Origin of the sequence: Limosilactobacillus panis DSM 6035, assembly GCF_001435935.1 — a bacterium.
GTDB classification, from domain to species: Bacteria; Bacillota; Bacilli; order Lactobacillales; family Lactobacillaceae; genus Limosilactobacillus; species Limosilactobacillus panis.
On the sequence record NZ_AZGM01000022.1, the window covers coordinates 51,834 to 77,172 of the forward strand.

21 protein-coding genes and 2 pseudogenes are annotated in these 25,339 nt (G+C 49.2%); 3 read left to right on the forward strand and 20 right to left on the reverse strand.

What is annotated here, in order from left to right; all coding sequences use genetic code 11:
• Window positions 1–40: 40 nt before the first annotated feature.
• The 13 genes and pseudogenes from FD32_RS01670 to FD32_RS01730 all read right to left on the reverse strand — a co-directional run bounded on the left by FD32_RS01670 (window position 41) and on the right by FD32_RS01730 (window position 14,192).
• Window positions 41–1,768: a phospho-sugar mutase gene (locus FD32_RS01670; protein ID WP_047769312.1), complete on the reverse strand. Its 1,728-nt coding sequence runs from the start codon at window positions 1,766–1,768 to the stop codon at window positions 41–43.
• A 335-nt stretch (window positions 1,769–2,103) separates the two neighbouring features.
• On the reverse strand, window positions 2,104–3,036 hold the full coding sequence (trxB, locus tag FD32_RS01675; protein ID WP_047769310.1) for a thioredoxin-disulfide reductase: 933 nt from the start codon (window positions 3,034–3,036) through the stop codon (window positions 2,104–2,106).
• A 135-nt stretch (window positions 3,037–3,171) separates the two neighbouring features.
• On the reverse strand, window positions 3,172–4,080 hold the full coding sequence (gene galU / locus FD32_RS01680; RefSeq protein WP_047769308.1) for a UTP--glucose-1-phosphate uridylyltransferase GalU: 909 nt from the start codon (window positions 4,078–4,080) through the stop codon (window positions 3,172–3,174).
• A gap of 62 nt (window positions 4,081–4,142) precedes the next feature.
• Window positions 4,143–5,159, reverse strand: a complete 1,017-nt coding sequence (locus FD32_RS01685) for an NAD(P)H-dependent glycerol-3-phosphate dehydrogenase (RefSeq protein WP_047769306.1) — start codon at window positions 5,157–5,159, stop codon at window positions 4,143–4,145.
• 16 nt (window positions 5,160–5,175) lie between these two features.
• Window positions 5,176–5,997 carry a prolipoprotein diacylglyceryl transferase gene (gene lgt / locus FD32_RS01690; protein WP_047769304.1) on the reverse strand — a complete coding sequence of 274 codons (822 nt, stop codon included), beginning with the start codon at window positions 5,995–5,997 and terminating at the stop codon, window positions 5,176–5,178.
• Complete coding sequence (hprK, locus tag FD32_RS01695) at window positions 5,997–6,950, reverse strand: HPr(Ser) kinase/phosphatase (protein ID WP_047769302.1); 954 nt, start codon at window positions 6,948–6,950, stop codon at window positions 5,997–5,999. Before hprK ends, lgt begins: the two co-directional genes overlap by 1 nt.
• Before the next feature lie 13 nt (window positions 6,951–6,963).
• Window positions 6,964–7,320, reverse strand: a complete 357-nt coding sequence (locus tag FD32_RS01700; RefSeq protein WP_047769300.1) for a phage holin family protein — start codon at window positions 7,318–7,320, stop codon at window positions 6,964–6,966.
• A complete protein-coding gene (locus FD32_RS01705; RefSeq protein WP_047769298.1) occupies window positions 7,320–7,661 on the reverse strand; it encodes a PspC domain-containing protein in 342 nt (113 codons plus the stop codon). The genes FD32_RS01700 and FD32_RS01705 overlap by 1 nt, the downstream gene beginning before the upstream one ends.
• 56 nt (window positions 7,662–7,717) lie before the next feature.
• A protein-coding gene (prfB, locus tag FD32_RS01710) for a peptide chain release factor 2 (protein ID WP_420323856.1) occupies window positions 7,718–8,834 on the reverse strand; the annotation gives its coding sequence in 2 pieces (ribosomal slippage) (window positions 7,718–8,761 and window positions 8,763–8,834; 1,116 coding nt in all).
• A gap of 81 nt (window positions 8,835–8,915) precedes the next feature.
• The gene (gene secA / locus FD32_RS01715) at window positions 8,916–11,279 is read right to left on the reverse strand and encodes a preprotein translocase subunit SecA (RefSeq protein ID WP_047769290.1); all 2,364 of its coding nucleotides are present in this window, start codon (window positions 11,277–11,279) and stop codon (window positions 8,916–8,918) included.
• A gap of 243 nt (window positions 11,280–11,522) precedes the next feature.
• A complete protein-coding gene (gene hpf / locus FD32_RS01720) occupies window positions 11,523–12,065 on the reverse strand; it encodes a ribosome hibernation-promoting factor, HPF/YfiA family (RefSeq protein ID WP_047769288.1) in 543 nt (180 codons plus the stop codon).
• Between the two features lie 132 nt (window positions 12,066–12,197).
• Entirely contained in the window at window positions 12,198–12,872 is a 675-nt protein-coding gene (locus tag FD32_RS01725; RefSeq protein WP_047769287.1) for a ComF family protein, read from the reverse strand.
• A pseudogene (locus tag FD32_RS01730) lies at window positions 12,853–14,192 on the reverse strand (ATP-dependent helicase ComFA). Before FD32_RS01730 ends, FD32_RS01725 begins: the two are co-directional and overlap by 20 nt.
• Before the next feature lie 66 nt (window positions 14,193–14,258).
• Between FD32_RS01730 and FD32_RS01735 the strand changes: the two are divergent.
• Window positions 14,259–14,903, forward strand: a complete 645-nt coding sequence (locus tag FD32_RS01735; protein ID WP_047769285.1) for a YigZ family protein — start codon at window positions 14,259–14,261, stop codon at window positions 14,901–14,903.
• A gap of 46 nt (window positions 14,904–14,949) precedes the next feature.
• Here the strand turns inward: FD32_RS01735 and FD32_RS01740 are convergent, their stop codons facing one another.
• From FD32_RS01740 to FD32_RS01760, 5 genes are all read right to left on the reverse strand, one after another.
• Window positions 14,950–15,210: a hypothetical protein gene (locus tag FD32_RS01740; RefSeq protein WP_047769283.1), complete on the reverse strand. Its 261-nt coding sequence runs from the start codon at window positions 15,208–15,210 to the stop codon at window positions 14,950–14,952.
• Window positions 15,211–15,223: 13 nt separating this feature from the next.
• The gene (locus FD32_RS01745; RefSeq protein WP_047769281.1) at window positions 15,224–17,062 is read right to left on the reverse strand and encodes an APC family permease; all 1,839 of its coding nucleotides are present in this window, start codon (window positions 17,060–17,062) and stop codon (window positions 15,224–15,226) included.
• Window positions 17,063–17,250: 188 nt separating this feature from the next.
• Entirely contained in the window at window positions 17,251–18,870 is a 1,620-nt protein-coding gene (groL, locus tag FD32_RS01750; RefSeq protein ID WP_047769280.1) for a chaperonin GroEL, read from the reverse strand.
• Between the two features lie 59 nt (window positions 18,871–18,929).
• A complete protein-coding gene (gene groES / locus FD32_RS01755) occupies window positions 18,930–19,214 on the reverse strand; it encodes a co-chaperone GroES (RefSeq protein WP_047769278.1) in 285 nt (94 codons plus the stop codon).
• A 229-nt stretch (window positions 19,215–19,443) separates the two neighbouring features.
• Window positions 19,444–20,085, reverse strand: coding sequence for a redox-sensing transcriptional repressor Rex (locus FD32_RS01760; protein ID WP_047769275.1), 642 nt, complete (start codon window positions 20,083–20,085; stop codon window positions 19,444–19,446).
• A 231-nt stretch (window positions 20,086–20,316) separates the two neighbouring features.
• Between FD32_RS01760 and FD32_RS01765 the strand changes: the two genes are divergently transcribed.
• Window positions 20,317–22,254: an ABC-F family ATP-binding cassette domain-containing protein gene (locus tag FD32_RS01765; RefSeq protein WP_047769273.1), complete on the forward strand. Its 1,938-nt coding sequence runs from the start codon at window positions 20,317–20,319 to the stop codon at window positions 22,252–22,254.
• Window positions 22,255–22,330: 76 nt separating this feature from the next.
• On the opposite strand, the pseudogene FD32_RS01770 reads toward FD32_RS01765, so the two are convergent.
• Together FD32_RS01770 and FD32_RS01775 are read right to left on the reverse strand one after the other, a co-directional pair.
• Window positions 22,331–23,471: pseudogene (locus FD32_RS01770) on the reverse strand (aminotransferase class I/II-fold pyridoxal phosphate-dependent enzyme).
• A 12-nt stretch (window positions 23,472–23,483) separates the two neighbouring features.
• Entirely contained in the window at window positions 23,484–24,269 is a 786-nt protein-coding gene (locus tag FD32_RS01775; protein ID WP_047769272.1) for a carbon-nitrogen family hydrolase, read from the reverse strand.
• Between the two features lie 202 nt (window positions 24,270–24,471).
• Between FD32_RS01775 and proC the strand changes: the two genes are divergently transcribed.
• Window positions 24,472–25,239, forward strand: coding sequence for a pyrroline-5-carboxylate reductase (gene proC / locus FD32_RS01780; protein WP_047769270.1), 768 nt, complete (start codon window positions 24,472–24,474; stop codon window positions 25,237–25,239).
• The last annotated feature ends 100 nt before the right edge of the window (window positions 25,240–25,339 follow it).

A 25,339-nucleotide genomic window follows, 5' to 3' on the forward strand; every position in this document is an offset into this window, starting at 1 on the left:
GTTTACTGACGTTGCGATACTATTTAGTTAATAAGCTGACTTATTCTTCGGCGAATGCCTGCAGGGCCTTCTCGAATTCAGCTAGTTTTGCGTTGGCCTTGTCCAGTGAATCGTCGCTTGTCCCAATGTAGAACTTCAGCTTTGGTTCCGTTCCTGATGGACGGATAGCAATCCAGGTCTCATCATCAAGCAGGTAACGAAGTACGTTGGATTCTGGAATTCCCAATTCACTAACTTGACCGTCAGCTGTTGTCTTCGTTCCCTTAGAGAAGTCTTCCGTAGCAACAACCTTGTGACCAGCAAAGTCAGCCGGTGCTTCCTCCCGGAATTTCTTCATCAGTCCCTGAATCTTTGCCGGACCGTCAACCCCAGCGTAGGTGTTCGCAATCGTCTTTTCACGGAAGTAACCGTACTTCTTGAAGAGTTCTTGCAGGCCATCGTACAGGGTCATGTTCCGACTCCGGTAGTATGCAGCAACTTCAGCCAGCAGGGTCAGTGATTGGATGGCGTCCTTATCACGAACAAATGGCTTAATCAGGTAACCATAGCTTTCTTCAAAACCAAACATGAAGGTGTGGTCGGCCTTCCCGGTTTCGTATTGGTGAATCTGGTCCGCAATCCACTTGAACCCGGTCAGAACGTTGATCATTGAAACACCATAGCTTTCCGCAATCTTGGCAGCAAAGTTGGTGGAAACAATTGACTTAACAGCCGCCGCGTTCTTAGGCAGGGTTCCTGCCTGCTTGTGAGCTTCCAGAATGTAGTGCAGCATGATTGAGGCAATCTGGTTCCCGGTCAGCGGTTGGTATTCACCGTTTGGTTGCCGAACAGCACAGCCCAGGCGGTCAGCATCGGGGTCGGTTGCGATCAGAACATCGGCATCGATTTGCTTGCCGAGTTTGATCGACCGGACAAAGGCCTCCGGGAATTCTGGGTTCGGGTGCTTCAAGCCTGGGAAGTCACCGTTTGGTTGGGCTTCAGTTGGCTCAATCGTAAAGTTGGTAAAGCCAGCCTGCCGCAGTGCCCGTTCACCAAGCATCCGCCCGGTCCCGCAGAGTGGTGTGAAGACAAACTTCATGTCCTTACCATATTCCTTAGCCAATTCGGGGTTAACCGTTACTTCTTTGGCGTGTTGCAGGTAGGCATGGTCAACGTCTTCTCCCATTACGGTTTCCAAACCACTGTTCAACATTTCCTGTTCATCTGCCAGCTTGATATCAAAGATGTCATCAATCTTGCGGATGTAGCCAGTCATCATGTCGGATTCCTTCGGTGGCATCTGGCCACCATCTTCACCGTAAATCTTGTAACCATTGTATTCCATTGGGTTGTGACTAGCAGTGATCATAATCCCTGCGTAGGTCTTATTGTGGCGAACAGCGAAGGAAAGTTCTGGCGTTGGCCGAACGTTGTCGTAAATGTAAACTTTGATTCCGTGAGCCCCTAATACCCGGGCAGAATCATGGGCGAATTGGTAAGAGTTATGACGGGAATCGTAACCAATTGCGACTCCACGTTGCTTGACTTCATCCCCTAATGATTCCATCAGGGTTGCCAATCCCTCGGTAGCCTGGCGAACCGTGTAGATGTTCATCCGGTTAATGCCGGGGCCCATCAGTCCCCGCATTCCGGCAGTACCAAATGACAGTGGGCCATAAAAGGCGTCCTCAATTTCCTTGTCATCGCTCATTGCGTCTAATTCTTGCTTAAGCTTAGGATCGAGGTCGGTCCGTTCTTTCCATACTTGGTAGGTGTCTTTCCAGCTCACAATAAAGTCTCCTTTACTTCTTTAATCTGTAATCAGTATACCGCATCTTGGGGCTTATGCGCGTCTTTACTGTATATTTTACTAAACTTTTACTACGCAAAGAGGCTGGGAGAAAAATTTGTTTTCTCACCAGCCTCACTTTTGTCTCCGAATATTACACAGTAATCGCGGAAAAACCAAATAGGCTTGCTCCGCGTCGAAGCGCGCTCCTAGTGTCTAGCGCCGCGAAGCAAGTCTATTTGATTACGGACAATCGCTGACCCGTACCGTGCCAACAATCGTCCTATACTAGCTATACGGAGCGCTCTAGTGCTTTTTTCCCAGCTTCTAATTTCTTATTTTAGTTCCTTAATATATTGATAAACCTGCTGACCAGCGATGGCGCCGTCACCAACAGCCGTGGCAATCTGCCGGAGTGGGGTCTCACGTACATCCCCAATTGCAAAGATGCCGGGAACAGCTGTCTTCATCGTTGAGTCCGTCTTAACCCAGCCATCACCATCAAGAATACCAAGGTCACTAAATGGCTTGGTCATCGGAATATTGCCGACGTAGATGAAGATCCCATCGGCAGCCATTTCCTTATCTTCACCAGTTTGGTTATTGTGGGTCTTTACCCCCCGTACCTTGACGTCGTCACCAACGATTTCGGTGACACTGGTGTTGTATACGAAGGTCATCTTGTCATTCTTAGCCGCTTCATCCTGAAGCATCGGTTGCGCGCGGAGTTCCCCCCGACGGACCAGTACCGTTACCTTGGAAGCCAGTTGCGTCAAATATAACCCTTCCTCGACGGCCGAGTCACCCCCACCGACAACAACCAGGTGCTTTCCCTTAAAGAAGGCACCGTCACAGACAGCACAGTAGGAAACACCACGACCACTAAACTGTTCTTCACCGGGGACCCCGAGTTTCCGGTGATCAGACCCCGTGGCAATCACAACAACCGGGGCGGTAAAGGTATCGCCCATGTCCGTGGTAACTTCCTTTAGCTGCCCATTCGTAGCAACCTTAGTTACCGTCCCGTAAGCATATTCGGCCCCAAATTGAGTTGCCCCCTGGTACATCTTCTCCGCCAGTTCGGGGCCCTGGACATCTTTGAAGCCGGTATAGTTGACGATGGATGCTGTATTATTCAGGTTACCACCGTAGGCTCCCCGGTCAAGCATCACCACTTTTAAGTTTGCCCGGGATGCGTAAAGGGCCGTCGTCATCCCACCGGGACCCGCACCAATAATAATTACATCGTATTTCTTACTTTCGGCCATTTTTCTTCCTCCTCGCCTTTTTACTATCGCTATCATACCCGAGCCGGTAATGATTGTCTAGATTTTTGCTTATTAAAAGTAAGAGGTTGGCGGATTACTATCCGCCAACCTCTTACTTTTAATAATGTATAAGGATTACTTCTTAGCCTTCTTGTCTTGGGCCGTCAACTTAGCACCTAAGTTCTTGATATAATCCCGTAATTCATCCTTAACTTGTGGGTGGTTAAGGCCATATTCAATGTTGGTCTTAATCCAGCCAAACTTGTTACCAACGTCGTAACGGTCACCCTTGTATTCACGGGCAAAGACACGTTGGGTTTGGTTCAGCGTGTCAATGGCATCAGTCAGTTGAATTTCGCCACCCTTGCCTGGCTTAGTCTTTGCCAGCACATCAAAGATTTCTGGAGTGAAGACGTAACGGCCAATAATAGCCAAATCACTCGGTGCGTTCTTCGGAGCTGGCTTTTCAACAAAGCTAGTAACGTTGTAAAGACCAGGTGTATCTTCCTTGCTGGGGTTGATAACACCATACTTAGCAGTGTCTTCATGTGGGACCCGCATAACTGCCAAAGTGGAAGCACCAGTCTGGTGGTAGCTTTCAATCAGCTGCTTGGTCAGTGGTTCACCGTTGTTGTTGATGTTGTTCAGGTCGTCACCGAGCATTACAACGAAGGGTTCGTCACCAATGAAGTCCCGGGCCGTCAATACGGCATCCCCTAAGCCCCGTGGATGAGATTGACGAATGAAGTAGATGTTGATGTCGGTCGTTTCTTCAACTAGCTTCAGCATCTCGTCCTTGTGCTTAGACCGTAAGTTATCTTCCAGTTCGGGGTTCGAATCAAAGTGGTCTTCAATTGACCGCTTATTCTTGCCGTCGACAACAACAATGTCTTCGATTCCTGACTTCCGAGCCTCTTCAACAATAAATTGAATGGTTGGCTTATCAACAATTGGCAGCATTTCCTTAGCAAGTGCCTTCGTTGCGGGAAGAAAACGGGTTCCTAAACCAGCAGCAGGAATAATTGCCTTTCTAACACGTCTCATAACAACATAATTCCTTTCATACTTCAGTTTCTCTCAAATCTTCAGTATGTATTTTACCATACTTATTCGTTTTCTGATGTCAAGTCACGGTCCATTAACTGATCAATTGCCGTCTTAATTGACTTACCATTATATAAAACATCGTACAGGGCCTCGGTAATCGGCATCTTGACCTGCCGTTTCCGGCTTAGCTCGTAGGCGGCCTTGGTTGTGTAGACCCCTTCGATTACCATGCCCATGTTTGCAACCACGTCTGCCAAATTTTGGCCTTGGCCCAGCTGGTAGCCGGCCCGCCAGTTTCGTGAGTTCTTACTCGTTGCGGTAACAACAAGGTCCCCCACTCCGGACAGGCCAATGAAGGTCATCGGGTTGGCCCCGAAGGCAACACCCAAACGCCGAATTTCCGCTAATCCCCGGGTAATCAGCGCTGCCCGGGCATTATCGTGGTAGCCCAGCCCCTGCAGGGCACCAGCGCCAATGGCAATGATGTTCTTTAGGGCCGCACCAAACTCGGCACCGATCACGTCATCGTTGGTGTAAACCCGGAAGTAAGAATTACTGAAGAGCCGTTGGACCCGCTCAGCTGCTGCTAGATCAGCGCTCGCGGCGGTAACCGCCGTCATATCCTTAATAGCAACATCTTCAGCGTGACTCGGTCCGGAGAGAACAACGATGCTAGCCCGGTTTTCTGGAGCAATTTCCTCTTCGATCATCTGTGATGGCCGCTTGTAAGTATTTTGCTCCAATCCCTTGGTTGCGTGAATAATTAATGGTCGTTGGCCCAATTCGGCAATAATGGTATTCAACTTACCAGCTACTTGGCGCAGGCCCTTGGTTGGAATAACAATCAAGATAACGTCGGCACCCTTCACTGCTGCTACCATGTCCGTAGTGGCAACCAGTTTATCAGAGTATACAAGGTTCTTCATGTATTCCGGATTGATGTGTTCCTTATTCAACTGGTCGACCTGAGCCTGGTTGCGGGCCCACAGCTTGACGTCATGACCATTTTCCACCAACATGTTTGCCAATGTACTGCCCCATGAGCCAGCACCTAAAACCGCAATTTTTTCTGCCATAATTATTCTCCTCAATTTAATTCTTGTTACTCGACCAATACCACGCTAGGTTTGCCCTTCGCCGCCGGACTACCATAATCAGGAGGGCACTAACGAAGAAAAGCACCGACAGGACTTGGGAAATCCGGAGGGGCCCCAGCATTAAGCTATCCGTGCGCATTCCCTCAATTACGAAGCGCCCCGCCGCATACCACATTACGTACGACAGGAATACCTCACCTCGCTTAAAAAGGTGGGGCCGGTGGCGCAAAAGCATCAAGAGTGCGAAGCCGGTCAGGTCCCACAGTGACTCGTACAGAAACGTCGGTACCCGGTAAGCACCGCCAATGTCCATTTGCTGGATAATCCAGTTCGGGATGTGCTGGGCAACCAGGGCCGCCCTGGTCGTTACCCGGCCAAAAGCCTCCTGGTTCATAAAGTTACCCCAGCGGCCAATCCCCTGGGCCATTATCAGGGTTGGGGCAATAACATCGACCATTGTCCACATCGACAGGTGCCGGGCGCAGCAAAAGCAGTAGAGGGTCAAAAAGCCACCAATTATCGCCCCGTAGATAGCAATTCCCCCATCCCAAATCGCGATTATTTCGCCGGGATGGTGCACATAATAAGGCCACTGGAAGGTAACGTAGTAGATGCGGGCACAGATGATTGCCACGGGAATCGCCCACAGGAGGTAGTCGTAAAAGTAGTCCTCCGCGATTCCCTGTCGCTTACCTTCCCTAATGGAAAGGATGAGGGCAAGAACGACCCCGCAGGCAATAATTACCCCGTACCAGTGAATCTCTACCGCACCAAGCTTTACTGCAATTGGGTTGAGGGCCCCAAGAAGCGTTGCCATTACTTCCCCTGCTCCTTACTGTCACGGGCGGAGTTTTGCTTAATCAACCGGTTAAGGTTTTCGTCAAACGTCTTGGTAGCATCGTAACCCATCGTTTCGGCACGGTAGTTCATTGCTGCCGATTCAATGATGATTGCCAGGTTCCGCCCGGTCTTAACAGGGACCGAGACCTTCGGAACGATTACTCCTTGAATCGTTTGGTTATCACCCCGGTCACCCAGACGGTCAAACTTAACATCAGGCGTCCAGGTTTCCAGGTGGACAATTAAGTTGATGTTGTCCTCGGGCATGATTGCCCCGGTCCCGTGAAGGGTGGACACATCAATAATCCCGATTCCCCGAATTTCCATCAGGTGTTGAAGGATCGCTGGGGCAGTCCCCACCAGCGTCTGTTCATCCCGGGCATAGACTTCAACCCGGTCATCGGCAACTAGCCGGTGTCCCCGCCGCACCAGTTCCAGTGCGGTTTCACTCTTACCAACACCAGAATCACCGGTAATCAGGACACCAACCCCACTGATATCGACTAGCACACCGTGGAGTGACTTCCGGGGAGCCAGACGCCCCAGCAGGTACGAGGTCATGTTACTGAGAATTTGTGAGGACGTCAGGTGGGTCCCCAGAATTGGGATCTTGGCATCCTCAGCCGCCTGTTTCAGTTCTGCTGGGATTGGCAGATTGGTAGAAATCACAAAGCACGGCGTCTGGGGAGTACACATCCGGGTCATGTATTCGGTCATTTGGTCATGGGTAAGGTCCTTGGAAAAGGAAATCTCCGTAATCCCCAGGAGTTGAATCCGCATGGCCGGATAGTGTTTAAAGTAGCCGGCAAATTCGAGGGCCGGCCGGGAAATGTCACTGGTCGTAATTGTCCGGTTTAAGTAGTCATTCCCCTGTAAAACTTTTAATCTTACTTTATCAACTAATTCTTGAACGGTAACATGGTTTGCCATGTTCAATCACTCCTTAGTATTCTGACTGGTGACTGGTGATCACCGTGTTGCAGATGGCCATGATGATTGCAATCAACATGGCAGACCAAAACGATGAAAAATGAAAAAAGGCGGGGCCAACAAACATCGACGTTAGCTGTAGCATTGCCCCATTAATCACAATGCTGAATAGGCCTAAAGTCAGAATATTAATTGGCAATGACAAAATAACCAAGATTGGTTTAACCAGCACATTGAGAATTGCCAGGACAAAGCTTGCTAACAAGGCAATCCAGGCACTACTGATGTAAAACATCCCCGTTCCCGCAAACAAACCGGCAAGGGCAATGAATAAAATCGTATCAATTAAAACTCTTTTCCAAAAAGTCATTATGATCTTCCATTTCTTTTAATATCTTTCTCTTCAACATCCGTGAGCGTTCGCCGTGAGCGGGAGTCCGCAGATGTTGAGTCACTTCCCTGCTGCATATCATTAATGGCCCGAAAGAAGCCTAAAATGCCGGGATGGGTCGGATCAGGCGGAATAATAACCATCATAATGATATAGATGATGATTCCCGGAACGATTCCACTCAAGATGCTTAAAATAACGTAAGCAACCCGGAAAATATTTGGCGAACAGTTGAAGTACTTACCAAAGCCACCAAACACACCCGCGAGGATCCGGTCGCTTGCTGACCGGGTTAATTTTTTATGTTGACTTTCACGCATCAAAACACCTTCCTTTTTTAATACTACCTGCTTTTATCCCCAACTGCAATCGGCCTTTATTGGGGATTCTTCTGGCTTAATTTCCACTGGAGGTAAGCATTGATAAACGGGTCAAGGTCGCCATCCATTACCGCCTGACCATTGTGGGTCTCATAGTTAGTCCGGTTATCCTTAACAAGGGTATACGGGTGGAAAACATAGGAACGAATCTGAGATCCCCAGCCGATGTCCAGCTGTTGACCTTCGATTTCTGCCCGTTTCTTTGCCTTCTTCTCCTCTTCCAATTCATATAGTTTTGACTTCAGCATGTTCATCGCGGTCACCCGGTTTTGCAGCTGGGAACGTTCAGCTTGCGATGAGGTTACAATTCCCGTTGGCAAGTGGGTTATCCGGACCGCCGATTCGGTCTTGTTAATGTGCTGTCCACCGGCCCCACTGGAACGGAAGGTATCAACCCGCAAATCAGACGGGTCAATGTCGATGTGGACACTGTCATCCAATTCGGGCATCACATCAACCGAGGCAAAGGAGGTGTGACGACGACCGGCCGCATCAAACGGGGAAATCCGCACAAGCCGGTGGACCCCCTTCTCGCTCCGCAGGTAACCGAACGCGTTGTGCCCCTTGATAAGGAGGGTGACACTCTTTATTCCCGCGGTTTCACCAGCCTCATAGCTTGCTGTTTCCACCTTAAAGCCGTGCTGTTCGCCCCAGCGAATGTACATCCGCAAGAGCATGGCGCCCCAGTCCTGAGCTTCGGTCCCCCCAGCACCGGGGTGGATTTCAAGAATGGCGTTGTGACTGTCATACTCCCCATCCAGGAGCTGGTTGAGGCGGTACTGTTCAAGCGCCTTTTCGGTATGAACAAAGGAAGTTTCAAATTCCTCCTCGAGGTCCGGGTCGGCTTCCATTTCCAGAAGTTCAACGTTCGTCTGCAGGTCGTCAATTTGTTGCTTTAACTGCACATAGGTGTCCCGCTTATCCTTGAGTTCATTGGTCTCGTTAATCAGCTTCTGGGCCTTGACATTATCGTCCCAAAAACCGGGTTCGGCCATCCGGTGCTCGTCTTCAGCAATCTGCTCGTCTAAAGCATCGAGGTCAAAGAGACCTCCCGAAGCGGGCAACCTCTTGTTGCATTGCTTCTATCTTTTTCTTTGCTTCACTTAATTCCACAAACTATTCCTCCAATTACAAACATACGGCAGCGGTACCGCCATGGGTTACCTTACTGCCGTACCTAGTAGCAATTTTCGATTAACGGGTTACATTCTGCCGGATTTCCGACTTCATGAATAACCGAGTTGTTTCATATTCAATGTCCGCAATCATCTGCTCAAACATGTGGTAGCCGGCCGTCTGGTATTCAACCAACGGGTTCAGCTGACCGTAACCACGGAGCCCTACTGATTGCCGGAACTGATCCATCACGTCAATGTGGTCTGTCCAGTGGGAATCAACCACCCGCAGGAGAACGACCTTTTCAAATTCGAGCATTTGTGAAGGGTCATAAAGGATCTTCTTCTTTTCGTCATAGATCTTCTTGGCAAAGCCCATTAGGAAATCAGTGATTTCTTCCTGGCTCTTCCCTTCCAAGTCCTTGACGGAAATGGTGTCCGGCTTAACAATTACCTCCTCGGCAAAGTCGATGATTCCTTGCAGGTCCCATTCCTTGCGGTCCCCCAGGGTATGTTGTTCCACTTCCCGTTGGATGGTCCGCTTAAAGATTGGCATCAAAACCCACTTCAAAGACTTGGTCTCAGTGATAACCTGCTGACGTTCCTTGTAGATGATTTCCCGTTGTTCACGCATTACATCATCATATTGCAAAACGTTCTTCCGGGAGTCGTAGTTGTTCCCTTCAACCCGCTTCTGGGCAGATTCAACCTGCCGGGTCAAAAAACGACTCTTAATCACTGCGTCGTCACCTTGGACCTTCATCCGGTCAAGAAAGGCCTTAATCCGTTCACCACCGAACCGTTTCATCAGGTCATCTTCCAGTGACAAGTAGAATTGGGAAAGGCCCGGGTCTCCCTGACGACCAGAACGTCCACGCAGCTGGTTATCAATCCGCCGTGATTCGTGCCGTTCTGTCCCGATAACTGCCAGACCACCAAGCTCACGAACACCGGGTCCCAACTTGATATCAGTTCCCCGTCCGGCCATGTTCGTCGCGATGGTAACTGCACCCCGTTGACCGGCATTCTTAATGATCTCGGCTTCCTTAGCATGGTTCTTCGCGTTTAAAACAACGTGGGGGATATGTTCTTGATCCAGCAAGTGGGATAGGTATTCAGAAGTTTCAACCGCAACCGTCCCGACCAGGATTGGTTGCCCCTTTGCATGGAGGCTCTTAATCCGCTTAACAACCGCCGCAAACTTGCTTTGCAGGGTCGGGTAGAGGAGGTCCGGTTCATCCTTTCTGGCCACTGGCCGGTTCGTCGGAATGGTGATGGTTTCCATGTTGTAAATTTCACGGAATTCTTCCTGCTCAGTCTTTGCCGTCCCAGTCATCCCGGAAAGCTTATTGTACATCCGGAACAAGTTCTGGTAGGTAATGTTGGCCATGGTCTTGTTCTCTTCCTGAATCTTAACGCCTTCCTTGGCTTCAATTGCCTGGTGGAGGCCATCGGAGAACCGCCGGCCTTGCATAACCCGACCGGTGAAGGAATCAACGATCAGGACTTCACCATCGGAAACTACGTAGTCCTTGTCCAGGTGCATGATGTAGTTAGCACGCAGAGCCTGGTCAAGGTGGTGGGTCAAAGCGGTGTTCTCCGGATCATACAGGTTCTTCAGGTTGAAGTACTTTTCTGCCTTCTTGATCCCCTCATCGGTCAGGGAAACGGTCTTGGACTCCAGGTCCACCTTATAGTCGACTTCGTTCTTCAGCTGCTTAACGAAGCGGTCCGTTTGCTTGTAAAGCTTAGAGGTTCCCGTCCCCGGTCCAGAAATGATCAGTGGTGTCCGGGCTTCATCAATCAGGATCGAGTCCACTTCGTCGACGATGGCGTAGTTTAGTCCCCGCTGAACCTGGTCCTCTTTGTATACCGCCATATTGTCACGGAGGTAGTCGAACCCGATTTCACTGTTGGTCGAGTACATGATATCTGCCTGGTAGGATTTCCGCTTCTCGTCCGGACTCATCTCGGAGTTGTTGATACCAACGCTGCAGCCCAACCAATTGTAAAGCTGTCCCATTTCGGTTGCGTCACGTTTGGAAAGGTATTCGTTAACCGTAATAACGTGAACACCCTTCCCGGAAATTGCGTTAAGGTAAACCGGCATTGTAGCGGTCAAGGTCTTCCCTTCACCGGTCTTCATTTCCGCAATGTTACCTTCGTGGAGGACGATTCCCCCCATAATCTGAACGTGGAATGGGTAAAGGCCGAGGACCCGCTTGGCTCCTTCTCTGGCAACCGCGAATGCTTCGGGGAGCATCTTATCCAGTGATTCACCCTTTTGGTAGCGCTGACGGAATTCATCCGTCTTTGCTTTTAATTGATCATCGCTCAAGTCAGCCATCGGTTTTGCATAGGCTTCAACTTTATTTGCGATTTTATTAATCCGCCGTAATTCACGGCGATCGCTTTCAATCCATTTTTTTAAAATGTTGGCCATAAAAGCGTCCTTCCTAATTTATTTGGCTTGTTAGGTATGAAAAATACACTACTCAAGCCAATTATATTTTTAATTCTAACTGTAATATTTTAACACGTTGAAGGAGGATTGAAAACTAAATCAAATCGATGTTAACAATGTTTCTGAATTGCAGCCCTGTTAAATAAAATAGACCCCGGCAGTTGGGAAAATCCCCCCACCGAAGTCTATTTATAGTGAGACTAAACTCACCGATCAAGCGGTTTATTCCGCTTCGATTAAGCCGTAACGGCCATCACGACGCCGATAAACAATGCTGGTTCCATCAGTTTCTGCATCTTGGAATACAAAGAAATCATGACCTAACATGTCCATTTGCAGGACGGCTTCTTCAGGATCCATTGGTTTCAATGAAACTTGCTTTGTCCGCACAATCTTTAATTCATCGCCATTGGCTGCTTCATCGTCAGATGGCACAAATTCAAGGTTCTTAAATCCTTTTTCACGGGACTTGCGGTTAACCTTGGTCTTGTACTTACGAATTTGACGTTCCAACTTATCAGTAACCAGGTCGACACTTCCATACATGTCGTTAGAAGTTTCTTCAGCCCGTAAAGTTAAGTATGGTAATGGGATAGTAACCTCAACCTTGTAAGTACGGTTAGGATAAACCTTCAAGTTCACGTGGGCGGTAGCTTCAACACTATCCTCAAAGAATTTTTGAAGCTTGGTAATCCGCTTTACAACATAGTCACGGATTGCATCAGTAACTTCGACATTTTCACCACGAATATTGAACTTTAACATTGTACTTCTCTCCTTTCAGTCCAAGCAATCGCTTGATCTGATATCAGAAGGACCACTCTTCTCATATCCTACTTTTATTATAGTGTACTTGTGATTAATTAACAAATTTATTCACAAATCCTTTAAAAGAATTTAACGCGCTAAAGAAATACTTATAACCTCCCGGGCACCGGCCTTGTGAATTAACGCGGCGGCATGGTAGAGAGTCCGCCCCGTCGTGTACACATCATCGACAAGGAGGACCGTCTGATCGACCAACTGGCAGTCATCTACCAGGCAAAACGGCTGCTTGGTTGCTAACCGCTCCTGGCGGGTTTTCTTTGACTGCGCTTGCTTGCTTTTCTGGCGGGTTTGCAAGCATTCAGTGATCTTTACCCCCGTTAGTAAGCCACCCACCTGGTTAAAGCCGCGCGTTTTCATCGTAGTCGGCGTCACCGGGATCGGCACTACCCGGTCGGCTTTAGCGGCCTGAATTGCCTGCACAAACTCATCATGGAAAACGTGGCGCATCATGTAGTCCCCATTGAACTTGTACTGTTGCATAAACGCCTTCATTGCGTCGTTATAGCGATAAAGTGCTCGGTGTTTGAGGTGCCAACCATACTTTTCTTGCCAAGCCTGGCACTCTGCACAGAGCATGGCTGCCTCCTTGGGCCGACCACAACCGGGGCACCGCCCGGCCCCAATTTTGGCAAAGCCCTGCTGACACTGCGGGCAAATAACCGGAAAGCTGATTTTGTCCGGCCAGAGGAGGTCCTTGATTGTTAAGCGGTAGGTCAGCGCTTTTTTACAGATGAGACACTTCACTTTGGCAATCCCGCCCCTTCCTGTTCATCGAGTTAATCTGCCTGACGGCCTGCTGAACGTTCTTACGGTGGGCACTAACCCAGAAGCCAACGTGACCCGTAGGGCGTTTAGCAGACCGGCCTGCCCGTCCCGCAATTTGTACCAGTGCTGCGGTAGAAAAGATTTCGTCATCTGCCCCCAGAACCAGGACATCAATCTCCGGAAAGGTGACCCCCCGTTCCAGGATGGACGTCGTAATTAAGAAAGTGTACAGGTGATCCCGCATCCCCTGAACCTTGCTCAAGCGATGAGGATCGCTCGCGTGAACGGTTGTAAACTTTAACCCCGTAAGTGACCGCCGGCAGGCCGCCGCAACGGGGGCTAAGTCATCAACGTGGGAGACAAACAGGAGAAAGCGGTGTTTATTAGCCACCGCTAACCGCATTCGGCGCAAAAGACTTGCCGGCAATGTCCCCTTTTTGACCTGGTGCCGCCACCGGGGAGCTAAGTAGCGGTGAATGATGGGCAGCAAGGCCCCGTGATAACGCAAGGGTAAGTAAGTAACCGCTAGTTGCTGGCGGCGAACCTGCTTAATCATCCCCGTGCTCGGGGTTGCCGTCAAATACAAAATTCCCCCATTTTTCTTAACTGCCTGCCGACTGGCAAAAAATAAGGCCGGGCTAGCAGCAAAGGGAAAAGCATCCACCTCGTCGATAATCAGGTTGTCGAATGCGTGGTAGAAGCGTAACAACTGGTGGGTCGTGCAAATCGTCAGCTGGGCATAGTGGTACGGCAACTCCTGATGGGCATGTAGAATCGCCATATCCGTATTAGCAAAGGCTGCCTGGAGGCGCGGGTAAAGTTCCAAAAAACGTCTACCCGGGGTGAGGCAATCGCAATTCGTTCCCGTCGCGCCAGACAGGCTGCCAGTCCTTTAAACATCATTTCGGTTTTACCGGCCCCCGTCACTGCCCACAATAGCTGTCGCTGGTGGTCCTTCATCCGTGACGCCACCTGCTTTGCCGCCCTTTCCTGAAGCGGCGATAGCTGGCCGTGCCAGCTTAAGACGGGCTTCTTAACCGTAAATTGATTTGGTTCTAGAACATGATAAAATTTATCTAGTGTTGACACCCGTCCTAAATTAATGCAGTGGGGACAATAATACTCGCCATTAGGCAGTGCTGCCAACCGTTTGGGCGTTTCGGTATTACACCGGTAGCAGCGAATGGTCTGGGCATGAACCGCGATTGTCGGTAAGACTTTAATTGCCGGATCAGCCTGCTGTTGCTGGTCAACCCAGTTCACCAAGACCCGGCGGCCGTAATAATTACTCTTATCCATTTAACCCCCTCCACTTATTAATTACGTTAACAAAATAATCATGCACGAAAGAAGAGCAACCAAATTATGAATGAACCATTTTTGACCATTGCCAAAGACACTGCTTTTGAGCTGGTAATTAAAAAGTCCCGCTTCATCTGCTCACTGAAGCGGGTTAATAGTGAAACTGCTGCTCAAGAGTTTATTAAGGAAATCCAAGCGCAAAATAAAAAGGCGAATCATAACTGTTTCGCCTATATGATTGGTGATAATGACCAGGTCCAGCGAGAGAGTGACAACGGAGAACCCAGTGGCACAGCCGGGGTCCCCATCCTTGAATCCCTCCAGTTAGCCAAGTTACACAACGTCGTCGCCGTCGTTACCCGTTACTTTGGCGGAATCAAGTTAGGGGCCGGTGGCCTAATCCGGGCATACAGCAACGTCACGACAAAGGCCATCCACCAGGCGGGCCTCGTCCAGCGTATCCAGCAAGCAACGCTGAACATTACCGTTTCTTACCGCCAACATGACCCCCTGCTTTATTATTTAAAGGAAAAGCAGCTTGAGATTGCTAACGAACAGTACGGGGCTAACGTTATCACAAGCGTATTCGTCGATACGGATCAAGTTAAGACCACTATTCAGGACCTAACGAACCGCTTTAACGACCAATTAGAAATCAGTGAGGGTGAGAAACGTTTCAACGAGCTCCCTTTTGAATCACAAAAATAATTCAGCATTCAAAAAAAGGATTGGCGCAAAGTTTGCCAATCCTTTTTTAAGCTAAGACAACTTCTAGAATATCAAGAACAATGATGAAGGCGAGTAAACTGCCCAGTCCCCACAGCAAGTGGCGGTCATGAGAGTTACCTGCCTTAATTTTTTGCCAGTTAAAGCCCACATATGCAGCCAGAATCAGCACACAACCAACAATTCCATACAGTCCGGAATGAAAGCCGCGGTTATCAATCGAGTAACTAGCGGTGAACACTAGTCCCAGCGCAAATGCAAGCCCAAATAGCGTCTCTTTTATCTTCATGTTTGACCACCAACTATTCATGCAAGTGGTAGTTGTAACTAGCAACAATAATATTTTCCCGTGAATTCAGCACTGCCCGCAGGCGAACACTGGTCTGGTTGTGCAGTGCCAGTTGCCATGGGTGCTTAGGAATAAACTGGGGAACCAGAACCGTGGTTGAATAGTTCCGGGCCTCCGCCCGCTTAGCAATGACATCGACAAACCGCAATGTTGGCTTGGCAATCGACCGGTATGAGGAGTGGATATCCACAAAACGAACGTCGGGATATTCTGCCTTAAACTCGTTGGCGGTCTTATGCTCCTTCCCCGGGTTCTCATCAAACGAGACGTGCATGGCAATGACATAGTCACCAATTGACCGGGCGTAGTTGATTGCCCCCCGGGTCACCCGGGTAACGTTACCGACCAGGACAATAACCGTGGCCCCATCATAATCGTGGAGCTGGACCTTTGTCTTTTCGGCCACCAGGAGTTGGGCGGCAACCTTAATGTAGTGCGAATGAATCCGGTGGAACATGTACAACAGCAATGGCATGATAATCAGGTAAGGCCATACGTTATTGAAGTGTTGCCAGAACAGGAAAGCCACCAGGCAGAAGGAAATTACGGCACCGACAAAGTTAATAAAGGCCTTGGCGGGCCAAATTCCTTGCCGGGTCCGGAACCAGTGGATAATCATCCCTGATTGCGAGAGCGTGAACGGTACAAAGACCCCGACGGCATACAAGGGAATCAGGTTGTTCGTTTGCCCATGGAAAATCACAATGAGGACAATCGCCCCAATTGCCAGGGAAATAATTCCGTTAGAATAGCCAAGCCGGTCCCCGCGGTCCATGAACGCGTGGGGCATGTACTTATCCTTGGCCATGTTGAAGGCCAGAATTGGGAAGGTAGAAAAACCAGTGTTAGCGGCAACTGCAAGAATCATCGCCGTTGACAGTTGTAGCAGGTAGAAGCCAAGGCCGTGGCCCCCAAAGATTGTCAGGGCAATCTGCGAAAGGACGGTTGTCCGACCATTTGGGACGATCCCAATGAAAAAGCTGAAGAAGATAATGGCAATGAAGAAGGTTGCCAGGATGGCACTCATAATTGCCAGAGTTGTTGCCGCGTTCTTCTCCTTCGGCTTATTAAAGTTTGGCACGGCATTACTTACCGCTTCCACCCCCGTCAGTGAGGATGAACCAGCCGAGAACGCCCGAATAAACAGGACGTAAGACATTCCGGCAACCGGAGTTCCATAGTCCGCCGGTGCCTGGTAATGGATATGGCCAGTCATGATGTTGTAAATACCGACCGCGATCATGATGAAGATCATGATTACGAAGAAGTAGACGGGCACCATCAGGAAATTAGCACTTTCACTCATCCCCCGTAGGTTCATAAACATGATTAGCAAGACAATAATAATTGCGATGGGAATCGAGAACCGGTATAAGGCGGGGACGGCCGAGGTAATCGCCTCAACCCCAGAGGTCGTTGAAACCGCAACGGTCAACATGTAGTCAACTAGTAGTGATCCCCCGGCAAACAACCCCCCGTTGCTTCCCCAGTTTTCAGTGGCAACCACGTAGGCTCCACCGCCACTTGGGTATGCATGGATAATTTGTTGGTATGACAAAGTAATGGCCAACAGTAAGACCAGCACGATTGCTGCAATGGGGATTGAGTACCACAGTGCCGCTGCCGATAGCGTGATCAAGACCGTTGTAATCTGTTCAGGACCATATGCAACTGACGAAATAGCATCTGACGAAAGCATTGCCAAAGCCTTAAACTTCGTAAGGTGCGTCTGACCCTCATCAAGGGTCTTTAACGGTTTCCCAATTAATACACGTTTAAGATAACGCCACATAGCTATCCTCCCTACACATATATTTTTACTTCAATATTATTAATCCTTATGACTGAACAATGTTACAACTAATTATCCTACTTTGCAATTATCATTGCGACGATTATTTTTCTTTTTTCGAAAAATTTCCCGGGAAATAAAAAAAGGACCGTCAAAGCAGTCCCCTTTTTTGATAGTTAAGTTGGCAATTACATCATAGCTGGGCCTGGTTGTGCAGGTGCTTGTGGCTTGTCGTTTGCTTCTGGCTTGTCAGCAACAACGGCTTCCGTGGTCAGCAGGAGTGCGGATACAGAAGCGGCGTTTTGCAAGGCAGAACGGGTAACCATTGTTGGGTCAACGATTCCGGCCTTAACCATGTCTTCGAACTTGCCATCAGCAGCGTTGTAACCAATACCGTCGTCTTGGCCCTTCAGTTCGTTTACAATAACAGAACCTTCAACCCCGGCATTTTCAGCGATTTGACGAACAGGTGCTTCCAAAGCAGAAGTTACGATCTTGACACCAGTTAATTCGTCCCCAGTTGCGTTGATCTTTTCCAGAGCAGAAATGACGTTTACTAAGGCCGTACCACCACCAGGAACGAATCCTTCTTCAACGGCAGCCCGGGTAGCGTTCAGGGCGTCTTCAACACGGTACTTCTTTTCCTTCAGTTCGGTTTCAGTAGCAGCACCGACCTTAACAACGGCAACACCACCGGAAAGCTTTGCCAAACGTTCTTGGAGCTTGTCCTTGTCGAAGTCAGAAGTGGTCTTGGCAATGGCTTGCTTGATTTGGTCAACCCGTTCAGCAATGGCTTCCCTTGCGCCGGCACCATCAACAATGGTAGTAGCGTCTTTAGTAACCGTAACCTTGTTAGCTTGTCCTAATTGATCAATTGTAACATCCTTCAGGTTCATGCCCAAATCATCGGAGATAACAGTACCACCGGTCAATACGGCAATATCTTGTAATTGAGCCTTCCGCCGGTCACCAAAACCAGGAGCCTTAACGGCACATACGTTGAAGGTACCACGAATCTTGTTCAAGACAAGGGTTGGCAGTGCTTCACCAGTAATGTCATCGGCAATAATCAACAGTGCCCGACCTTGTTGAACAACACTTTGCAGTAATGGCAAGATGTCTTGAATGTTACTGATCTTCTTGTCAGTAATCAGGATGTATGGGTTGTCCAGATCAGCTTCCATCTTGTCATTGTCGGTTACCATGTATTGAGACATGTAACCACGATCGAAGCTCATTCCTTCAACAACGTTAACGCTCGTGTCAACACCACGGGAGTCTTCAATGGTGATAACACCATCGTGACCAACCTTTTCCATAGCGTCGGCAATCAACTTACCAACTTCAGGGTTAGCAGCTGAAATAGAAGCAATTTGTTCGATATCACTCTTGGTCTTAACGTCGTGTGACATCTTCTTCAATGCTTTAACAGCAACTGCCGTGGCCTTTTCAATCCCCCGACGAATGCCAACCGGGTTAGCACCAGAAGTAACGTTCTTCATTCCGGCGTTAACAATTGCTTGGGTCAAAACAGTGGCAGTGGTGGTCCCATCACCGGCAATGTCGTTGGTCTTGGAAGCAACTTCGGCAACCAACTTAGCACCCATATTTTCAAATGGGTCTTCTAATTCAATGTCCTTGGCAATCGTAACACCATCGTTAGTAATGTTTGGGTTACCGTACTTTTGACCTAAAACAACGTTCCGACCCTTTGGACCCATGGTGGTCTTAACAGTGTCAGCTAACTTATCAACACCGGCAAGCATTGCGCTCCGTGCGTCTTCAGCAAATTTAATATCTTTTGCCATTAATTGTCACCTCAAAATAGAATAGATTTTATTTAAGCGATTATATTATGATTCAACAACTAGTCGAGAACTGCGACTAAGTCCTTTTCGTGAACAACCAGGTACTTTTCACCGTCGTATTCAACTTCATTGCCGGCATACTTGTCAAACAATACCCGGTCGCCTTCCTTAACAGCTGGAGCAAGCTTTTGTCCATTGTCGAGGGTCCGACCTTCGCCAACAGCAATAACCTTACCAGTAGTTGGCTTTTCCTTTACGTTGGAAGCAAGGACAATTCCGCCAACTGTCTTTTCTTCTTCAGTTTCAGCTTTAAGAACAACGCGATCTCCTAATGGTTTTAACACGTTAATCCCTCCATCTTGTTAATTTAGTATTTGCTTTTAGCACTCTTGCTTGTTAAGTGCTAACCACAATTTCTACTATACCATCTTTTTTTCAAAAAGCAATAATAAAGTTTGACTAATTTTGACTTTTAACTTTATCCCCGAAATAAAAAGGGCCCTGGCACCCAGAAAATACTGGCTACTAGCGCTCTTTTAAGTTAGGAAGGACAAACGAGGGTCCGTCGGCTTCCTAGTCGTTGTCATTAGAGTAGTTCTTAATAAAGTAGATTAAGGTTTGAAGTTCGTTTGTCAGATCAATGTTTTGAACTTGGACACCCTTCGGCACGGACAGGCGAACAGGTGAGAAGTTCAGGATTCCCTTTACCCCAGCATCAACCAGCTGGTCGGTAACGTCCTGAGCCTTGTCCCCTGGTACGGTCAGAATAACAATATCAATCTGCTGTTCCTGGAGTTGCTTTTTAATGTCACTGGCCGGGTATACCGGGATTCCACTCTTGATCTTGTTTGCCAGTTCCGGCTTGTTGTCAAAAGCAGCACTGATCCGCAGGTTAGTGTCTTGGTGGAAGTTGAAGTTCAGTAAGGCACTTCCTAAGCTGCCGACCCCAACCAGGGCGACACTGACCAGAGAGTCCTGGTGCAAGATTCCTTTAAAGAATTTCAAAAGGCTGGCAACGTCATAGCCGTAGCCCCGCTTTCCGAGTTCCCCAAAGTAAGAGAAGTCCCGCCGAATGGTTGCAGAATCAACTTGAACGGCCTCTGATAATTCAGTCGAAGAAACCCGTTCCTTCTTTGCGTTTAGCAGTATCGTCAAATAACGATAGTAAATTGGTAAGCGCCGTGCTGTTGCGCGTGGTATTTTTTTGGTAGCCATCTTTGTCCCCCTGTTTCTTTACTCCAACCATTATTATTCTCCCGGCCAATCGCCGGATTCTTGGGATTTTTGACTGGTTGGGTGCACTTGTGAAATTCATTTCCTAATTATTCTAGCAATTTTCATCAATTTTGTGAAGCGGTATACAAAACAATTTTACCTTTTTAACTAAATTGAAATGAAATCTGCTAAAATAAACACTGTTATCATATGATTTAGCGAGGTTTCAAAATGATTCTTTTGCAAGCAAATGATGTCATGCGTCGTTTTGGCGCGGACGTATTGTTTCATAATATTAACCTGCAAGTCCAGGACCACGGGCGAACTGCCTTAGTGGGTCGCAATGGTGCAGGAAAAACGACCCTTTTAAAAATGATTGCCGGAATTACCACTCCCGACGAGGGGACCATCAGTAAAGTCAAAAATTTAAGCATCGGTTACTTGGCCCAGGATCAGGGACTTGATAGCCAAAACTCAATTTGGGCTGAACTGGATACCGTCTTTGCTCCCCTCCACGAGCAGGAGAAGGAGATTCGCCAGTTAGAGGAACAACTAGCGAGTCTTGATACTACCAGTTCCCAATACCAACAAGTCATGACTACCTATGACCGCCTGCAAACTAACTACAAGAAGGAGGGCGGCTTTGAATATGAGTCCCGGATGCGGGGAATCCTGACGGGCTTTGGTTTTGGCGAGCAGTATTATAATACCCCCGTCAACGCCCTCTCCGGTGGTCAGAAGACGAAGTTAGCACTGGCCAAGATCCTCCTCCAGGCCCCTGACCTGCTGATCCTTGATGAACCAACCAACCACCTGGACATGAACGTCTTGGCCTGGTTGGAAGACTACCTGAAGAGTTACCAGGGAGCCCTACTGGTCGTCTCTCACGACCGTTACTTTTTGGACCACGTCGTTAAGGACGTCTACGACCTGGATAACCGAACGCTGGTTCATTATACCGGTAACTACACCCAGTTTACCCACCACAAGCAAGAACGGCTGAAGGCAGAATGGAAACACTACGACCAGCAACAAAAGAAAATTGCCAAGCTGGAAGACTTTGTCAACCGTAACATCGTCCGTGCTTCAACCACCAAGCAGGCCCAGGCTCGTCGAAAACAACTCGAGAAGATGGACCGGCTTGAGCGGCCAAGCACTGATGACAAGTCCATTCACTTCCATTTCCACAGTGACAAAGCCAGTGGTAACGAAGTGTTAGATGTTGACCATTTGAAGATCGGCTACGAAAACCAAGTCCTGGCCGGTCCCCTCTCCTTCGCCGTGCGGAAGCCCCAGCGGATTGGGATCATTGGCCCCAACGGGATTGGTAAGTCAACCCTCTTAAAGACCATCCTGCACCGCATTCCCGCCATCAGCGGGACCATCAAATTGGGTGCTAACCTTGATATCGGCTACTACGATCAGGAGCAGCAACAACTGCACACCAACAAGACGGTTCTCGATGAGGTGTGGGACGATCATCCAGAGGTTCCCAAAAAGGATATTCGATCCCTACTGGGCAGCTTCCTCTTTGTGGGGGACGATGTTTACAAGGTTGTCCACGACCTCTCCGGGGGTGAAAAGGCCCGGTTGGAATTGACCAAACTTTCCTTTAAGCCAATCGATTTCCTGATCCTTGATGAACCGACCAACCACCTGGATATCGACAGTCGGGAAGTGCTCGAAAGTGCCATCAATGAATTCCCCGGTACGGTTCTCTTCGTTTCCCACGACCGGTACTTCATCAACCAGGTAGCTACCGACATCCTTGACATGCAAAGGGACGGCGTTACCCACTATGTCGGCAACTACGACGACTACCTTGCCCAGGGGGCAACGGCACCGACGCCAACAACGACAACTCCCGGTAGCGAAAAAAAGGCTACGGTCTCAAAAGGTAAGCAATCCTACAAGCAAAGTAAGGAGCAGCAGCGGGCCCGGCGGAAATTGCAACGGGCCGTTGACAGTCTGGAGGACCAGATGGGCCAGCTTGAAGAGCAGCAACAGGCGATTGAGAAAAAGATGGCTCAACCGGAAATTGCCACCGATATTGGAAAGCTTACCGACCTCCAGAAGCAGCTCGACCAGCTGAAGAAAAAGTCAGACGAGGTTGAACTGGACTGGACGGAAGCCGCCGAAAAGCTGGAGGAGTTTGACCAGCAACATTAAATTAAATCATTACAAAAGGGAATTCTAGTGTTCGGAAAAGCCGAGCACTAGAGTTCCCTTTGTATTTTCTACTTTCTTAGAATAAATTCAACTTACCAATCCGGGCAACCGCTTCTTCCAGCCGCTCAGGTGCCATCAAAAGGCCGATGCGGACATAACCCTCACCGTGCTTCCCAAAGCCATTTCCCGGTGCCACTGCCACTCCCCCCTTCTCCAGCAGGAGGTCAGCGAATTGCTCACTGGTGTAGCCCTTAGGAACCGGCATCCACGCGTAGAAGGTCCCCCGCGGCACAAATGCCTGCCAGCCAATCTTCTTGGCCGCGTTCACGAAGGCGTTCCGCCGCTCTTCATAACGGTGGACAATCTGGGCAACCGCTTCGTCTCGTGCCGGATCCTTTAAGGCATCAATAGCCGCGTACTGCAAGGCCGGGAAAAGGCTGACGAAGAGGTGGTCCTGAATCAGGTTGAGGGCCCCAATAATATCGGCATTGCCGACCGCGAAGGCCACCCGCCAGCCGGCCATGTTAAAGGTCTTTGAGAATGTGTAGAATTCAATCCCCACGTCCTTAGCCCCCGGCACCTGCATGAAGCTGAGCGGCGCCTTGCCGTCAAAGCCAATTGCCCCGTAAGCAAAGTCGCTGATGATACCCACATGGTACTTCTTGGCCCAGGCAATCAGCTCTTCGTAAAACTCACGAGTTGCGACTGCCCCCGTCGGATTGTTTGGGTAGTTTAGGTAGAAGAACTTGGCCTTCCGAGCGACCGCTTCTGGGATGGCTTTAAGGTCAGGAAGATAGTTGTTTTCTTCCAAAAGGGGAACGGTAGTAAATTTCACGTCCCCCAGCGCTGCACCGGAGAAGTAATCCGGATAGCCCGGATCCGGCAACAAGTAAGTGTCCCCCGGATTCATCAGTGCCCACGGTAGTTCCACCAGGCCAATCTTTGAACCCCCGAAGATGGCAACCTCACTTTCCGGATCAAAGTGCGCCCCGTACTTCTCCGCGTAAAAGTCGGCAGCTGCCTGCTTAAAGGCCGGCAGACCTTGGAATGGTGAATACTTATGGGTCTTAGGGTCGGCAACCCACTTCTGGGTACTCTTGACGATGTAGGTTAATCACGTCGACCCCCTCGCTAATTTTCTGGTTGACCTTAGCAACCAGGTTAGCAAAAAACTGTTTTGGTAATGTATCTAATAGGTGTGATTGTGCAAATTCCATCCGTTATCCCTCCTACTTATAAAGTTCCGGGCGGCGGTCAACAAAGACCGGAATCGGTCCCCGCACCTTCTGAAGTTGGTCCAGGTCAATTTCCGCCATCGTCAAGTCATCCTTCTCACCAGCATCGACAATAATTTTTCCCAAGGGGTCAATTACCAGGGAGTGACCGTTAAAGTGGTTGTCAGGATCGTCCCCAACCCGGTTAACGGCCACAACGAAGGCCTGGTTTTCCACGGCCCGCGACTGGAGCATTATCTTCCACTGCTCAATTCGCTGGGCGGGCCATTCCGCAGGGAAATACAGGATGTCAGCACCATGCCGCGCTACTGTCCGGACCCATTCAGGAAAGCGCAGGTCATAGCAAATAAAACTGGCACTGGGCACCCCAGCCAAGCGGAAATAGTTTTCCTGGTCACCAGCAGTTAGGTACTTGTGTTCATTCATTAGGTGAAAGAGGTGGACCTTGTCATAGCGCCCCACGACCTGGCCAACGGGATCAACCACCAGGGTGCGGTTGAAGAAGTGGTCACCCTCCTTAACCGCAACGGAACCACCAACAATCCCGACCTGGTATTGCCGGGCGAGCTTATAGAATAACTGCTCAGTTTCCTGGCCCTGCTCGTCAGCAAGTTCATTTAGCTGGTCGAGTGCGTAACCGGTGTTCCACATTTCAGGGAAAACCACCACGTCCGCCGCTTTCTTTGCCGCGGCTGCGGTTAACTCCGCAACCCGTTCACGGTTCTTTTGTGGCGCCGCAAAGGAAATATTAAACTGGGCCAATGCAACTTTGACTTTCATTTTGTCACCTCATTTTATTGCTATCAGTGTGGAAAGCGGCCGGTCAATTCCCCGCCGCTCCTCCTTTATCACTTAGCACCTTCCTGTAATCATTAAGTGCATTCTAATTATTTTCTAATCAATTGTCAACCAATTACTAATGATTCCCGTCCCCGCTATTTTAAGTTACAATAGGAAGTAACTAATCAAGGAGGCGTGGGAAATGGAAATCGCTATTATTGGTGTTGGTAACATGGGCTCGGCAATCATCCGTGGACTGGTCAACCAACACCAGGACACCATTGTTGCAATGAACCCGGAAAATCCCCGGGTAAGTAGTCTGGCAAAGGAACTGGGCTTCAAACTCTTCAACCAGTATGACCAGCTGGTGGCTGACCGACCAGACATTGTTATTCTGACCACTCCGGCCTCGGTCACAACCAAGGTTGCTGGCCAGTTATCCGATCTTAAGTCGTCGACAATTGTCATCTCTTCAGCGGCCGGCGTTAAACTCGCCGATCTGGCTAAGGTCTTGCCCAACCGGTCCTTAGCGGCAATTATCCCCAACACTCCGGTTGCCGTTAACGCCGGCGCAATTGGCTTGGCTTACGGTCAGGACCTTTCCGCAGACGTTAAGGAAAAGATCCAAAAAGCCCTGGGCCAGCTTGGGGACCTAATTGTTGTTCCCGAAGACCAGTTGGACATCGTCGGGATTGTCGGTGGCTGTGGTCCAGCCTTTGTCGATGTCTTCATGGACGCAATGAGCGATGCAGCCGTTAAGTATGGCCTGAGTCGACAAACCGCCTACCAGCTCGTTGCCAGTATGGTAAAGGGGAGTGGTAAGCTCGCCGCCGATAGCAAACAATCGCCGGCCTTATTACGTGACCAAGTAACCTCCCCTGGCGGCACCACCATCCGGGGCGTAGAGGCCCTCGAGAAGGCCGGCTTCCGCTACGCCGTAATCAATGCGGTCAATAAAGCTAATGGATAGTCATTATACCCAAACGATGAGTAATGGAGCTCTACCCAAAAAAGGAGTCTAAGCAGCGTCACGTGCGCCTTTACTTAGACTCCTTTTTTATCAAATTAAT